Genomic DNA, 15,489 nt, shown 5'->3' with positions numbered 1-15,489 from the left:
GTATAAGCCGTAATCTACAATAAAAATAGAACACAATGAAACGTTCGATTCTTCTATGTTTTCTGCTTCCGTTAGCCACTTTTGCACAAGTACCAAGTGTGTTGGCTCCCCCCATTTCCGACCCATTTGCGCATACGTTTTCGATTGTTGCCCATGATAGTACTACGGGTGAGCTAGGGGTGGCGGTACAATCGCACTGGTTTTCTGTGGGCAGTATTGTAAGTTGGGCAGAGCCTGGGGTGGGCGCAATCGCGACCCAGTCGTTTGTGAATCCAAGTTTTGGCCCCAAGGGGCTTGCATTATTGAAGGCGGGGCTAACCGCAACTGAAGCCGCCGAGAAGCTGATCCGAGAAGATGCCGGGCGGGACTTTCGTCAGGTAGCCATTGTGGATGTGAAAGGGAATGTGGCGGTATATACTGGGGCAAAATGTGTGGCCGAGGCGGGTCATATGAAAGGCAAAGGCTACTCGGTACAAGCCAATATGATGTTGACAGACCAAGTGCCGGGTGCTATGGGGCGCGCTTTTGAGTCGAGCTCAGGTAAACCGTTAGCGGAACGAATGATGGTGGCACTGGAGGCCGCCCAGCAAGTGGGAGGTGATGCACGCGGCCAACAATCGGCTGCTATATTGGTCGTCCGACAAAAGGCTACGGGCGAGGTTTGGAAAGACAAAACAGTGGATCTTCGGGTGGAGGATCATCCACAGGCCATTTCGGAAATGCGCAGACTTTTAACGGTTTTTCGTGCGTATGAACGGATGAACAATGGTGACCTTGCGGTGGAGCACGGAGATGTGGAAGGTGCATTGAGGGAATATGGCGCAGCCATGCAGGCGTTTCCCGATAACGTGGAAATGAAATTCTGGACGGCGGTTTCATTGGCCAATACAGGACGCTTGCAGCAGGCTTTGCCTTTATTCAAAAATGTGTTTAGCAAAGAACCAAACTGGGTTGCTATGACGAAGCGCATTGTGCCGAGCGGTATTTTGACCGTCTCCCACACGGACCTGCAACAAATTTTGGCAACAGCAAAGAAATAAAGTTGTTATCAACAGGTGGTGTTATCAATAGGTGGTCGGAACACGAAAAAGGCCAAGGTGAGATACAACAAAAAAGCCGTTTCGTAGTTTACGAAGCGGCTTTTCCTATAGAACAGGTGCAACAGATTATCCGTTGGATCCAGATTGGGCTTGTTGTTGCTCCAACTGACGGCGATATTCTTCTGTAATGTTGATTTTAATCTCTACGCGGCGGTTTTGTTGGCGTCCAGCCTCGGAAGTGTTGTCTGCCACAGGTTGCGTTTCACCCAGTCCTCTTGTCATAAGGCGCGTATTCTCAACCCCTTGAGACTTTAAGAAGTTTGCAACGGAGGAAGCTCGGCGTTCAGAGAGCTTCTGATTGTAGGAATCTGAACCCACACTATCGGTATGGCCGATGATTTCGAGTGCTGTCCCTGGATAGGTTTTCATCGAGTTAGCAAGGTCTTTCAGATCGGGTTGGGCATTGGCCTGTAGTTTGTCGGAATCGAAACCGAACAGGATAGCCGAGTTAAATACAACTTTAATGCCTTCGCCATCCCGAACGACTTCGGCATCTGGCAGTTGTTGTTTTAGTTCTGCTGCCTGACGATCCATTTGGTCGCCGATAATAGCACCCACCGCAGCACCAATCGCGCCACCAATGGCTGCACCTTTTCCGGTTTCACCAGAGCGGTTGCCCAATAGCCCACCAATTGCTGCGCCAGCTGCGGCACCGATTCCGGCTCCTTTTGCCGTTTTGCTCGCATTACAACCCACCATACTGGTGAGGGCCATTGTGGCAATTACCAAAGCAGTGAGTATGTTTCTGAGGTTCTTCATTTTTTTATCCTCCTGTTTAATGTTTTCAAAGATGAATAGAAAATAAGGGTTGTATGGTTGTTTTGTATTCTTGATGTACAAACTCGTGCCAAATTAAATTGTTCTTCGCGAATAAACTTGTTTTAAATATTTTTATTTGGCTAAGTAGTTGTAAATAAATATGATATTCTATCTTGTAAAATTGATGAAAGCGAGAGGTTGCTTTTTCTTATGTCCAATAGATCATACAGTGTGTTCGTCTGTTCATACGGTATAGACAAAAGACCGTGCCCAGTGACCTTAAAGCAAAGGGCTGCAAGAATCTTTGGTTGAAAGGGGTTTTATCCAACTTTCCATTTTGTGTTTCCGGTTTAAGGCTGTATCATCTTGGTTTCTGATGATTTATTTTTTGGCCAATCTATTATTTTTATTGTCTTATGAGACTCATTATCCCAATGGCTGGTCGTGGAACCCGCCTAAGACCACATACGCATGTAACGCCCAAGCCTTTATTACCCGTTTTAGGTTCTTCTATGGTAGAACGAATTGTGACGACCTTTACGGAATTGTTACCGAACCAAGTACAGGAAGCGGTATTTATTCTGGGTGACTTCCCATCCGAAGTACGAGACCAACTTCGGCTTATTTGCCGCCGTTTGGGGATTAAAGCCAGTTTTGCAGTTCAGGATAAGGCAATGGGAACGGCACATGCGTTGTATTGCGCAAAAGAATATCTGGAGGGCGAAGTGTTTTCGATCTTTGCAGATACGTTGTTTTATATGGAGCCTGATTTTAAGTTGGATTCGGATGTGGTGGCTTGGGTAAAATTGGTGGAAGACCCGCGTGCCTATGGAGTTGTGGTACGGGATAAACAGGGACGAGCAGTCGGATTTGTGGAAAAACCAACCGAGTTGATTTCGCGCGAGGCCCTCATTGGCATCTATTACATAAAAGATGGTGGCAAACTGAAACAAGTGATTCAGGATATGATGAACGAAAAGGCGCTCAGTTTGCGTGGAGAGTATGAACTCCCAGATGCCTTTGACCGGATGTTGCAAAATGGGGCTACTTTAGATACGGCAACGGTAACGGACTGGCTCGACTGCGGAACACTTCCGGCATTGTTGGACACTACCAAAGTTGTGATGAAAAAAGAAAGGTCTGCTTTTAGGGGTAATTTGACCAATACGGTCATTATTGAGCCAGTGTATATCGGTCCGGGCGCATTGATCCGGAACTCGGTTATTGGACCCTTTGCTTCTATTGAGGCAGGTGCAACCATTACAGATTCTATTGTTCGCGATTCAATCGTTTTTTCCAATGCAACCATCGAAGGAGCCATGATTAAGGACTCATTTGTGGGACAGCATGCCTTTGTGAAAGGTTCTGCAACGCCCATAAATGTAGGAGATCATGCTTCTGTTGGTTGATAGGGTTTCTCCTTGCTTACTTCTTCCTCCATGCTTTAACCTCTACCACCATGAAGCGTTTTTTCTTACTACTACTTGTAGTCCTGGCCCCCTCAGGTGGCTGGGCACAGCAGCCCAAACCCAAACCCAAAACCAATCCCTCTGCAACAACTGGAAACCAAGTTGCAAAACCAACCACAACCCGTAAAAATCCCCCAACAACGGCTTCAAAACCCTCAACGCCTACGCCTGCTCTTAAAACAGTTTCCGCAAAAACAAAATTGATCGTGACTGCTATGGGCGCTAAGGTACATTTTTCACCCGATCCCACCAGTGCCCAACTTGCACGGTTGTCTTTTGGCCAGTTTGTAGAAGCAAAATCCCGATCCGAACAAAAGAAAAAGGTGGGGAATCTGGAAGATTATTGGTATCAGATACCCTATGGCAATAATAAAACAGGATGGATTTTTGGGGGGCATGTTCGGAACTACGACGAAGAAAACCGCGAAATGGTGATCACGGAAATTATGCGACCCCGAATGCGTGGTGGGGCAAAAACCTACGCCGAGGAAGTGGCCTTTTTTGATTTTTTGGCCGTAGCAGCCAATGAAACACAAAATATAGATGTCAAGGCCGAGTTGGAATTGGCGCATCTGGTTGTGGTCAAACGGATTCTTCGGCTCATTCCAATGGAGGCGCGGGATAAACAGCCCTATAAATCTTGGCTTACAACAAACGAAAAATTGCTTGTATATAGTGAACCAACACAAGCCTACTATCTAAGGTTCGATCTTTTGTGGGATTTGGAAACGCGGTATAGGGACATTCCTTTTGCCGAACGGATTGCATACGAAGCCGCTATTACCGAATTGGCGGGCGAGTGTGAAGGGTATTTGACGTGTAATTTAGGGCGTTTGAACATGAGGGAGGGCCGCTATCTGGAGCGGTATCCCCAAGGTGTTTATGTGAATGATATGATGAGTAAGATTGAAAGCGCCGTCACACAGATGATGAGCAATTTATCTGAATATCGTATTGCAGAGGAAGATAAAAAAGACCTACGTACGGAAATCGGTTTTTTAAGGGAAGCGGTTGAAGCCATCGAAAAGCCACAGCGGGAAACCATTTTGGTTGGGTTGAACGCTATGGAAGAGAAATTATTGAAATAAGGTACTTCGGGTGGAGGGCCTCCTGTTTAGAAGAAAGTCCTTCACCCGAAACAAAGTGGTTGCGCGTCTTCCGACGGAGACAAACAATTATGCTAAGCAGGATGCGTTAAGTGCTTGTGCCAAATCTGCTTGAATGTCTTCTACATGCTCTAAGCCCACAGAAATTCGGATAAGCCCCGGAGAAATTCCAACCGCAAGCCGTTCTGCTTCTGAAAGTTTTGAGTGGGTTGTGGTCATTGGGTGGGTGGCGATGGTGCGGGTATCGCCCAGATTGGAGGATAAGGAAATCATGCTGAGCGCATCCATGAACTTTTGTGCCTGTTCAAGACCTCCTTTTAGCTCTAAAGTGAGCATCGCCCCACCCAATCGCATTTGTTTTTGTGCAAGTTCATATTGTGGATGTGAGGCCAAAAATGGGTACTTAACTTTTTTAATCCCATCTTGTTGCTCTAACCAATGAGCCAGTTGGTGTGCATTTTTGCCGTGTCGTTCTACACGGATTGCCAAGGTTTCTAAGCTCTTGGATAAAATCCAGCCATTAAATGGAGACATGGCCGGACCCGTATGGCGGGATAAAAACAAGACCTCTTGAATCAATTCTTTTTTGCCAAGAATGCAACCACCCAGTACACGTCCTTGCCCGTCAATTAATTTAGTGGCAGAATGGGTGACCAAGTGCGCACCATATGCGGCAGGATTTTGTACATAAGGTGTTGCAAAACAATTATCTACATTTAGGATAATCCCTTTGGTGTGTGCCAACTGCCCCAAAAATGCCAAGTCCAATAAATCCAAGCCCGGATTTGAAGGGGTCTCCACAAAAATCATTTTGGTCTCAGGCTGTATTGCGGCCTCCCAAACGGTTGGTGGCGCCGTGATGTCCACGAATGTATGTGTGATGCCCCAGCGTGGAAACAACTTTGTTAATAGCTGATAAGTGGATCCAAACAATGAACGTGAGGCCACGATATGATCTCCAGAACCCAAAAAAGCGGCCATGCTCATGAACATGGCTGCCATCCCCGATGCCGTGGCGATGCCCGCTTCGGTGCCCTCAAGCAAGCACATTTTTTCAATGAATTCATTGGTATTTGGGTTGGAATATCGCGAATAAATATTGCCTTCTACTTCTTCAGCAAATAGCGCACGGGCCATTTCTGCGTCATCAAAAAGAAAACTGCTGGTTGCAAAAATGGGCACACTGTGCTCACGGTGTTGGCTGCGATTTGTTTGGGTACGAATCGCTTTAGTTTCAAAATGAGACATGGTTTTAGGTAGGTGTAATCTCGAAAGACGTTGTAATATGGGCTGTGGGTTCTAAGGTTTTGACTACGGAACAATATTTTTCCATAGAAAGCTGGATGGCTTTTTCGGCTTTAGGGGCATCCACACTTCCCCAAAAGCGGTAGTGTAAGTGGATTTTTCGGAAGATATTGGCCTCGCCAAGTGGTTCTCGGTGCCCCTCTATGGTCACCTTGATGTCGTCCAAACGCTGGCGCTGTTTTTTTAGAATGAGGATGATGTCTATAGCGCTACAAGAACCAGCGGCGGCCAACAAAAGTTGCATCGGGCGAAAGGCTTGATCACCTCCACCAATTTCGGGGTTTGCGTCGGTCAAGATGGTCTTGCCTGTTTCGTTTACGGACTGAAGCAAAAACGCATCGTCAAGACGATTGATTTCGATTTTCATGTTGTAGAAAAGTATTCTAATTTACTAAATTGCAGACTCCGTTCGGAATCATCCCGTGGCAAACGTCTAAGCCATCATTCCCTTAAGATACAGAAGAGAAGGAGCAGGAAACGAGGGTGCAAAAGAATCCGTCACAGTTTCGTAAAACAACGCATACGGATCCTCTGATAAATCATTCGATGTCCTAAAAAAATAAGACACGTTTCTGTAATACCTTAAAATTAAGGTGCAAAATCATTCTGACACCAAGACAATTTGATCTGATATGAATATACAAAATCGCTATGCCATCGTAACAGGCGCAAGTCGTGGGCTTGGAGCGGCCATTTCTGACGTACTGGCTGCGGCTGGTACAACTGTTTTTGGACTCGGACGGAATGAGGAAGATTTAATGCGCCTTAAAGAAAAAATAGGCGACTCATTTCGCCCAATTGTGTGTGATGTTCGTTCGTCGGAATCGGTTAAAGGTGCTATGGAGCAGGTTTTTTTGCAATCTGGAGACCAGATAGACATTTTAATCAATAATGCAGGGTTGGGAAAGTTCGGGGCGATAGAGCAGATGACTGATGAAGATTGGGAGGTGCAAGTAGATACCAATCTGAAAGGGGTATTTTTGTGTACACGGGCCGTGGTTCCGCACATGAAGCGGCAGAATGCCCAGACTGGTTTTGGCGGGCATATTATCAATATTGCATCCGTTGCAGGGCTTGTCGGAAACCCTAATATCGGAATCTATAATGCCACCAAGTTTGGTCTTCGTGGCTTTTCGGATTCGCTTATGCTGGAATTAAGAAACGATGGAATCAAGGTGACGTGTGTCTATCCGGGGTCTATCGAAACTGCATTTTTCAAAAATACGGGCTTCCCTTCCGGCTCCAGCCAAAAAATGCACCCCGAGGAAATCGCACAGACGATCTTGCATCTTTTACAAACAACGGATAATTACCTTATTTCGGAGATCGTGTTACGACCGCTTCGTCCGAAAGGGGGCGTGTAGCGTTTTCGTTGCCAAGCCACACCGCCACCTATAGCGTATCATATCCGCACCAGATTCAATAACCCAAGTTGCGCAATGATTTGATGAAAGGCATTTATCAGGGCAAACTATTGAACTTGATTTACCCGATTAGGGCCATGAGAGCGCCGTTTTATGTCCTCTGGCTTGAAAAATTATTTTCCGGATTGGATGGCATCCACGAATTGAATAAACCAAGGGTAGGCGGTAAAATGAATGGCTAATTCTGGCCACAATTGCTTAAAAAGGGTACTTCTAAGCGTTCGGTGTGTTTCTCGTTGAATAGAACGCCAATACGAGGCGGGAAGGTTTTTTTGTCGGATCAGTTGTTGCTGTTCACAAACCAAATTGAGGTAACGCAACGCCGCAACACGTACAGAAGCGTTGATTGGCTGCACCGGGTCATTTAACCGAAGTCGGGCAAATTCGCCTTGGCTATCAATCGCTGCCTGCCAGATGTCGTCATACCGTTGGGCAAGGATGATAGAATGTGTCGTTTGGCTATGCCTTTTAAAGGCCCTAAGCGCCAGGTACAAGCCACCCAAGACTATAATTGTTGGTAACAACGGCGAGATGAGGGGCAATAGTTCCAAAAACGTGCGATAATCCGGCATAATGTTTATGGCGATGAGGGTTGGCGTTTTCGTAATGGCTTAAGATACGAAAGGATACTAAAAAAAAAGTCCCAACTTTTACGAAGTGTAAAAATGTATTCCGGCGCTTCTTCTGGTAAATGACGTTGGTTCATTATGGTAAAGATTGGAAGAAGGCATGCCTGTACCTCATTTTCAACACACGATAAAATCATTGGGAGACATAGTCGTTGTGTTGTATTTTACCAAGCTATAAAATAACCACGAAATAAGCTCGATACGTATGGAAAATGAACCGATAGCACAAGCAGGGCTGAATGATTACGGAGCCTCTAATATCCAGGTGTTGGAGGGGTTGGAGGCTGTTCGTAAGCGGCCAGCAATGTATATTGGCGATGTAGGATTCCGCGGGTTGCATCATCTGGTCTATGAAGTAGTGGATAACTCGATTGATGAGGCGCTTGCGGGCCACTGCGATTCTATTCAGGTGACAATACACGAAGATAATTCGGTTTCTGTGGTGGATAATGGCCGTGGGATTCCGGTAGGGATGCATCCCACCGAAGGGCGTTCTGCCCTCGAAGTTGTAATGACGGTTCTTCATGCAGGAGGAAAATTTGATAAAAACACCTATAAAGTATCTGGCGGCCTGCATGGTGTAGGGGTTTCGTGTGTCAATGCCTTGTCTAAAAAATTGGTTGCAACGGTTCGGCGCGATGGTAAGGTTCATCGTCAAACCTTTGCATATGGCAATCCTACTTCTGCGGTTGAAGTAGTGGGAGAAATGGCCCCCGGAGAACGTTCTGGAACAACGGTGCATTTTTGGCCGGATGAGAGCATCTTCATGGTGACGGAATACCGTTACGACACACTCGCAGACCGGATGCGGGAACTGGCCTATCTGAACCGAAATATTCGTATTTCCATAAGTGATTTGCGGGAAGAAGATGAAACGCTTAAGTCCGAGTCTTTTCATTTTGAGGGTGGGATTGTGGCCTTTGCTAAATTTTTGGATGAAGCCCGGACCAGCATCATTGATGAACCAATCTATATTGAGGGTGAGCAAAATGGTGTTCCTGTAGAAGTGGCCATGACATACAATACCGGATATGCCGAAAACGTTCTTTCCTTTGTCAATAATATCAATACCCATGAAGGGGGGACGCACGTATCTGGCTTTCGGCGGGCACTAACCAGAATCGTAAAGCAATATGCCGAAGACAACGGATTGTTGAAGAACGTGAAGGTGACCGTGTCTGGAGATGACTTTCGGGAGGGACTTACAGCCGTAATCTCGGTAAAAGTACCGGAGCCTCAGTTCGAAGGTCAGACCAAAACCAAACTCGGCAACTCGGACGTTGAAGGAACGGTATCAAGCCTTGTGGCGGCGAAGCTAAAAGAATGGTTAGACGATCACCCAAAAGAATCGCGTCAGATTGTGAACAAAGTGGTACTTGCAGCCACTGCCAGAACGGCCGCACGAAAAGCCCGTGAGTTGATTCAGCGCAAATCCGCTTTTGGAGGGGGGGGGCTTCCCGGAAAATTGGCCGATTGTGCCTCCAAAGATCCGAAAGAAAGTGAATTGTATGTTGTGGAAGGTGATTCTGCTGGTGGGTCTGCCAAGCAGGGCCGAGACCGACATTTTCAAGCGATTTTGCCTCTTAAAGGTAAAATCCTAAATGTGGAAAAAGCCCAGATAGATAAGATTTTGGAAAATGATGAGATTAAAAACATCATTACGGCACTTGGAACGGGGATTGGTGTAGGGAGCGAAGAATTCGACATTAGCAAACTACGGTATCATACCATTGTCATTATGACAGACGCTGATGTTGATGGCTCACATATCCGGACGCTCTTGCTTACGTTGTTTTTCCGGTTTATGCGCCCAATCATAGAAAATGGAAACTTGTACATAGCACTTCCGCCCCTGTATAAAATTAAGCGGGGTCAGCAAGAACGCTATGCTTGGACGGAAGACCAGATGCGGGAGTCTGTCCGTGAATTTGGTAATGGCTCGGTAGTCCAACGCTATAAAGGTTTGGGAGAAATGAACCCCGAACAACTTTGGGAAACAACCATGAATCCAGAAAACCGAACCATGCAGGTCGTTACGATAGATGACGCAGCGGCGGCAGATCGCATCTTTTCGACCTTAATGGGGGATGCGGTGGAGCCTCGACGGAAATTTATCGAACGCAATGCACGTTATGCCACGATTGATGTGTGAGCCTCTCGTTGTTGCTGTTTTCTAAAGGAACGATACACAAAATCCGCATGGTTGAATGATCGTCATGCGGATTTTTTGATACAGCACCATGCAATCACGCCAACAACAAGACGGGTTTCATCCGGAGCAGTTTAGAAAGCAAGGTCATGCCCTCATAGACCTCCTGGCAGACTATTTGACAGACGTAGGGCAACAAAAAGAGGTGGTCTTGCCTTTTACAGCTCCTGATGAAGAGGTGGCATTTTGGAAAACAGCCTGTTTTGAGGATAATCTGGCCTATTGGAAAGCCGTTGTTGCACGCTCGATACATCTCCATCATCCCCGATATATGGGCCATCAAACAGCTGTAGTGGCAAATGAAGCGGCTTTATCTGCCTTGGTAGGGGCTGTTTTGAACAACGGTATGTCTGTTTACGAGATGGGTGCTGTTTCTACTGCACAAGAGCAAATTCTCATAGAAGTTTTGGCACAAGCGTTAGGTTTTAGTCCTCAGGCGGGTGGATTTTTGACATCTGGCGGGACTCTTGCAAACCTAACGGCGCTCCTAACAGCCCGTGCGGTAAAAATACCTTGGGATGTGTGGGAGGAGGGCGCAAAAGAACCTCTTGCCTTGTTGGTCTCGGAGGAAGCCCATTATTGTGTGGATCGTGCGGTCCGGATTATGGGCTGGGGGAGTGCTGGTATTATCCGTATTCCAACCAATGGCCGGATGCAAATGAAGACGGCTTCTTTGCGTTCGGCTTACGAAGAAGCGCTCGCTTCTGGTAAGAAAGTGATCGCACTGGTGGGAAGCGCAGGCAGTACTTCTACTGGCTCCTTCGATCCGTTAAATGAATTGGCCGATTTTGCAGAAAAACACGAGTTATGGTTTCATGTAGATGGCGCACACGGCGCTGCGGTGGCTTTTTCGGATCAATACAAACCACTTTTGAGGGGGATTGAACGTGCAGACTCGGTGGTGATGGATTTTCATAAACTCTTGGGTACTCCCGGTCTCACGACGGCCTTGGTCTATCGAAAGGGAGCAGATGCTTTTCGTACTTTTGCACAACGGGCCGATTATTTGTTGGAGCAAACCCAGTCCCCAGAGTGGTTTAACTTAGGAAGACGGACTTTGGAATGCACTAAAAATATGATGGTGCTGAGGGCATATGTTTTGTATCAGCGTTATGGAACCACCTTTTTTTCCCAACAGGTGGAAAAACTCCATTACTTGGCACAACAATTTGCCGGGTTGGTACAGGAAAATCCAGATTTTAGGCTTTGCACACAACCAGAAACCAATATTGTATGTTTTAGGTATGCGCCTGATCGTGTTTTGCCCCAAGATATTGAAGCCCTCAATCGGGAAATTCGAAAGAGGATCATTGAATCTGGTGCTTTTTACTTGGTTCAAACTACGGTCAAAAAACAGTTTTGGCTCCGGCTTACACTGATGCACCCCGAAACCACCGAGGAAGACCTGAAAGCGCTCCTTTTGGAAATACAGCGAGTGGCCTCCGAAATCGGCCCCGTCCATCATCCCTCAACGGTATGAAGCCTCATGTATCTATCGTGATTCCTGCAAAAGACGAAGCGGAATCCCTGCCAGAATTGGTGGATCAAATCCGATCCGTCTGTGAAACGAATAAACTTCATTTTGAAGCTTGGATCATAGATGACGGCTCGAAAGACGATTCTTGGGCAGTTATCTCTCAGTTACAATCAAAGGACGCCCGATTTAAAGGGGTTCGGTTTGCACGCAATTATGGCAAGAGTGCGGCTTTGTCAGTTGGTTTTGCACGAGCAACAGGGAACTATGTTGTAACAATGGATGCGGATTTACAGGACGATCCTGCCGAAGTTCCGGAAATGATTCAAATGTTAGAAAATGGTTTGGATTTGGTTAGTGGTTGGAAAAAAAAGCGTAACGATCCCTTGGGAAAAACAATACCAAGTAAGCTGTATAACTACGGAACCCGTTTGGTTTCGGGTATTCCGTTGCATGATTTTAATTGTGGATTAAAGGCATATCGGGTTGAAGTGGTGAAAATGGTTAAAGTATATGGCGAGCTACATCGGTATATACCCTTACTGGCAAAATGGGAAGGGTTTACCAGAATTGGTGAAAAAGTGGTTAATCATCGGGCAAGGAAATTTGGGCACACCAAATTTGGCTGGGAACGTGGCCTCAGAGGATTTTTGGATTTGATCACCCTGTCTTTTCTTACACGATTTGCAATACGCCCGATGCATTTTTTTGGAGGGCTTGGCTTGCTTGCCTTTTTTATTGGTTTTCTGATTGGGGCTTGGCTCAGTGTTGAAAAAATATTTTGGCTTCAACCTATCGGAGACCGTCCTTTGCTGATGCTGGCCATGTTATTGATGCTGTTGGGGGCGCAGTCTTTCATGACCGGACTCTTGGGGGAAATGCTGCTTAAACCCACGCTCGAAGGGAATGAGCAATATCAAATTCGAGAAGAAACATCCACTTCAGATTAAAGGGTGCCCAACGGCTGAAAGGCTCTATAGCTGTACAGGGTTTCGGCTTTATTTGTCCGTTTTACCCGAAAACCTCTTCGTTATGTTGATCCCTCGGCGTCTGAATAGGGATTAAATCAAAAAAGGTAGCCCCGCTTTTTTGGCGAGGCTGACCTTATACAAAGAATATTGATCTATCATTGAACTTGCGTGCGCGTAGGCTGCGGTTTGGTATAGAGAAGTTCGTGTTAGAAATGATTGCCCTACGGTTTACCAGCCAATTTGCGAGGAAATGTATTTCGCCATGTGCCAAAGATGGAGAAACAACCTCGCGCACGCAAGAACTTTTTCGCTTTCAGACACATAAACGAAGCAGGCGGTAAAAAAGGATCATAGGAACAAAAACTTTTTTAATGAACTTGTACAGGCCGTTTTTTGTCTTACCTTTCAAAAACGGTTTACCTATCACAATATCATAATCTGGCAATAGCCACTCCGAATCTCATGGCTCAGAACAAAAACCTGACGCAATTGCTCAAACAAATCAGCGAAGGCGATCAGAAAGCGCTAAATGAAGTTTTTCCATTGGTTTATGATGAACTTCGTGCCATTGCTCATCACCGTCTTGCCCGTAACCGGATGGGCGAAACGCTTAATACGACGGCGCTCGTTCACGAGGCTTATATGAAGCTCATAGACCAGTCGCAGTCTCATATTAATGACCGGAGTCATTTTTTTGCCCTTTCCAGTGTGGCCATGCGGCATATTCTGGTAGATTATGCCCGCTCGCGCAGTGCTGCAAAACGTGGTGGCGCCAATGTGGCCCTCAGTTTGGATGATGTGAACATTGCTGTTGAAGACCGTGCACAAGAATTGCTCAATCTTGATCAGGCATTAGAGAAATTGGCTTCCGTAAACGAACGAATGTCTAAGGTGGTGGAATATAAATTTTTTGGCGGTCTAACCAATGAAGAAGTGGGAACGGTACTGGGTGTATCGGTTCCAACCGTAAAGCGTGACTGGCAATTTGCCCGGACATGGCTCTATCAGCACATGACCGAAGACCAATAAGCCAAATTGGGCCAATGCAAGATCTGGAACGGATACAAGACTTATTTATGGAAGCACTCGAACAACCCAACCATATACGGGCAGAATGGTTGAGAAAGGCTTGTGTGGGTAACGAGGTACTTTATACCGAAGTGTTTAATTTATTACAGGTGGCTTCTCAGGCGCACGACGCATTTGGTGAATCTGGTTCCGAGTTTTTTGAACCACTATTGGGGCAGTTGGAAACGGAGTTGGAAGGGAAAGACTGGGTGGGGCGTCAGATTGGACGATATTTTGTTCAGAAATTGCTTGGGCATGGGGGGATGGGGGCCGTTTTTTTGGCCGAAGAACACGGGGCAGTAACCAGGCGGGTTGCCCTGAAAATTGTACGTCGTGGGATGGACACGGATCATATGATCCGTCGTTTTAGAACAGAACGCACTGTCTTGGGTGCGCTAAACCATCCAAATATTGCACGTCTTATTGATGCAGGGGTGACAGCAGAAGGTCAGCCTTTTTTTGTGATGGAATATATTAAGGGTAAACCGATCAATACACATTGTGACGACCTACGGCTTCGGGTGGACGAGCGGTTGCAGGTATTTCTACCCGTGTTGGAGGCAGTCGGGTTTGCGCATCAGAACCAAGTGATCCACCGAGACCTGAAGCCTGGGAATATTTTGATTAATGATTTGGGTGAAGTCAAATTATTGGATTTTGGCATTGCAAAGGTCTTGGACCCTAAACGATATAACCTTTCTTTTTCTGTAACCCAGACCGAACTACGGCTGTTGACCCCAGAATATGCCAGTCCGGAGCAAATCGCTGGACGAGAAATTAGTCCGGCGGCGGATGTATATCAACTTGGGGTATTGCTCTACGAACTCATCACAGGTCACCGCCCTTATAGTTTGGGAAAGGTGGTCTCTAAATTTGAGATGGCCCGGATTATTTTGGAGGAACCACCCACAAGGCCAAGTTCGGTGATTGAGAAAGTGGTGAAGTTAGACCAAGGGCGTAAGCAAACAATCGTACTTTCACCCGAAGAAATTACCAAAAGCCGTAGAACGACCGTGGAACGCCTAAAACATCGGCTGACAGGTGATCTGGAATTTATTCTGAACAAAGCTCTGGAGAAAAAGCCGGAAGATCGGTACAAAACAGCCGAAGCCTTTGCAGAAGACATCTGGAAACACCTTCGGGGTGAGCCTTTGCGAGAACAGTCGGGTGGTTTTTGGAAAAAAATCTTGCGAAAAGGATCCTAATAACCAAAAAATAAATTCATGCAATTAGATCTTTCAGGAAAAGTTGTTTTGATAACAGGTGGATCGCGCGGCATTGGCCGCTCAATCGTTGAGGCATGTGTGGCTGCTGGCGCCAAAACCGCCTTTACGTATCGTTCTGCTACAAGCGAGGCAGATGCCCTTTGTGAGACACTCCGCGAGCAGGGGGGGCAAGTTCTTGCATACCAAAGTGATGCGGCAGATTTGGCAGCTTCGGAACAGGTAGTGAATGAAATGGTGAAGACTTGGGGGCGGTTGGACGTCTTGGTGAATAATGCAGGGATTACCAAAGATAATTTGTTGTTACGCATGAGCGAAGCCGATTGGGATGTGGTACTGACCACCAATCTGAAAAGTATTTTCAATTTTACAAAAGCCGCTTATCGGCCCATGATGAAGCAACGATCCGGCAGCATCATCAATCTGTCGTCGGTGGTTGGGGTGATGGGAAATGCTGGACAGGCCAATTATGCTGCCTCAAAAGCCGGAATCATTGGGTTTTCCAAGAGCATGGCGAAAGAATTAGGCGGGCGGCATGTACGGGTAAATGTGATTGCACCAGGCTTCATTGAAACCGATATGACGCATGTGCTGGGAGACCAGGTGAAAGAAGCCCTGTTAAAAAGCATTCCGCTGGGTGCGTTGGGTAAGCCGGATGATATTGCCGCCGCAGTATTGTTTCTTGCCTCGGATGCTTCCCGTTATATTACGGGTCATGTGCTACATGTTGATGGTGGCATGGCAATGTAACC

14 protein-coding genes are annotated in these 15,489 nt (G+C 46.5%); 10 read left to right on the top strand and 4 right to left on the bottom strand.

Annotation, left to right across the window (positions count from 1 at the left end):
* Positions 1-35: 35 nt before the first annotated feature.
* Positions 36-1,040 carry a DUF1028 domain-containing protein gene (locus tag JNN12_05990; GenBank protein ID MBL7977872.1) on the top strand — a complete coding sequence of 335 codons (1,005 nt, stop codon included), beginning with the start codon at positions 36-38 and terminating at the stop codon, positions 1,038-1,040.
* 126 nt (positions 1,041-1,166) lie between these two features.
* On the opposite strand, the gene JNN12_05985 is transcribed toward JNN12_05990, so the two are convergent.
* A complete protein-coding gene (locus tag JNN12_05985; GenBank protein MBL7977871.1) occupies positions 1,167-1,859 on the bottom strand; it encodes an OmpA family protein in 693 nt (230 codons plus the stop codon).
* 416 nt (positions 1,860-2,275) lie between these two features.
* On the opposite strand from JNN12_05985, the gene JNN12_05980 reads away from it, so the two are divergent.
* Both JNN12_05980 and JNN12_05975 read left to right on the top strand, forming a co-directional pair.
* Positions 2,276-3,268 (top strand): glucose-1-phosphate thymidylyltransferase, encoded by a 993-nt coding sequence (locus JNN12_05980; protein MBL7977870.1) that lies wholly within the window; start codon positions 2,276-2,278, stop codon positions 3,266-3,268.
* A 50-nt stretch (positions 3,269-3,318) separates the two neighbouring features.
* On the top strand, positions 3,319-4,416 hold the full coding sequence (locus JNN12_05975) for a hypothetical protein (protein ID MBL7977869.1): 1,098 nt from the start codon (positions 3,319-3,321) through the stop codon (positions 4,414-4,416).
* Between the two features lie 87 nt (positions 4,417-4,503).
* Here the strand turns inward: JNN12_05975 and JNN12_05970 are convergent, their stop codons facing one another.
* Positions 4,504-5,682, bottom strand: coding sequence for an aminotransferase class I/II-fold pyridoxal phosphate-dependent enzyme (locus JNN12_05970; protein MBL7977868.1), 1,179 nt, complete (start codon positions 5,680-5,682; stop codon positions 4,504-4,506).
* Positions 5,683-5,686: 4 nt separating this feature from the next.
* A complete protein-coding gene (locus JNN12_05965; protein MBL7977867.1) occupies positions 5,687-6,106 on the bottom strand; it encodes an OsmC family protein in 420 nt (139 codons plus the stop codon).
* A gap of 265 nt (positions 6,107-6,371) precedes the next feature.
* Between JNN12_05965 and JNN12_05960 the strand changes: the two genes are divergently transcribed.
* Positions 6,372-7,103 (top strand): SDR family oxidoreductase, encoded by a 732-nt coding sequence (locus JNN12_05960; protein MBL7977866.1) that lies wholly within the window; start codon positions 6,372-6,374, stop codon positions 7,101-7,103.
* Positions 7,104-7,276: 173 nt separating this feature from the next.
* Here the strand turns inward: JNN12_05960 and JNN12_05955 are convergent, their stop codons facing one another.
* Positions 7,277-7,735, bottom strand: coding sequence for a hypothetical protein (locus JNN12_05955; protein ID MBL7977865.1), 459 nt, complete (start codon positions 7,733-7,735; stop codon positions 7,277-7,279).
* Between the two features lie 262 nt (positions 7,736-7,997).
* On the opposite strand from JNN12_05955, the gene gyrB reads away from it, so the two are divergent.
* From gyrB to fabG, 6 genes are all read left to right on the top strand, one after another.
* Positions 7,998-9,944, top strand: coding sequence for a DNA topoisomerase (ATP-hydrolyzing) subunit B (gyrB, locus tag JNN12_05950; protein MBL7977864.1), 1,947 nt, complete (start codon positions 7,998-8,000; stop codon positions 9,942-9,944).
* Between the two features lie 88 nt (positions 9,945-10,032).
* Positions 10,033-11,481, top strand: coding sequence for an aminotransferase class I/II-fold pyridoxal phosphate-dependent enzyme (locus JNN12_05945; GenBank protein ID MBL7977863.1), 1,449 nt, complete (start codon positions 10,033-10,035; stop codon positions 11,479-11,481).
* Entirely contained in the window at positions 11,478-12,425 is a 948-nt protein-coding gene (locus tag JNN12_05940) for a glycosyltransferase family 2 protein (protein ID MBL7977862.1), read from the top strand. The genes JNN12_05945 and JNN12_05940 overlap by 4 nt, the downstream gene beginning before the upstream one ends.
* 483 nt (positions 12,426-12,908) lie before the next feature.
* Positions 12,909-13,475, top strand: coding sequence for a sigma-70 family RNA polymerase sigma factor (locus JNN12_05935; GenBank protein MBL7977861.1), 567 nt, complete (start codon positions 12,909-12,911; stop codon positions 13,473-13,475).
* 14 nt (positions 13,476-13,489) lie between these two features.
* Positions 13,490-14,719 (top strand): serine/threonine protein kinase, encoded by a 1,230-nt coding sequence (locus tag JNN12_05930; protein MBL7977860.1) that lies wholly within the window; start codon positions 13,490-13,492, stop codon positions 14,717-14,719.
* A gap of 18 nt (positions 14,720-14,737) precedes the next feature.
* A complete protein-coding gene (fabG, locus tag JNN12_05925) occupies positions 14,738-15,487 on the top strand; it encodes a 3-oxoacyl-[acyl-carrier-protein] reductase (GenBank protein MBL7977859.1) in 750 nt (249 codons plus the stop codon).
* The last annotated feature ends 2 nt before the right edge of the window (positions 15,488-15,489 follow it).

This window comes from Bacteroidetes Order II. bacterium, assembly GCA_016788705.1.
In the GTDB taxonomy this organism is placed as follows: Bacteria; Bacteroidota; Rhodothermia; order Rhodothermales; family UBA2364; genus UBA2364.
Note: the sequence above shows the minus strand (reverse complement) of the source record. Positions and strands in the feature narration are given on the sequence as shown.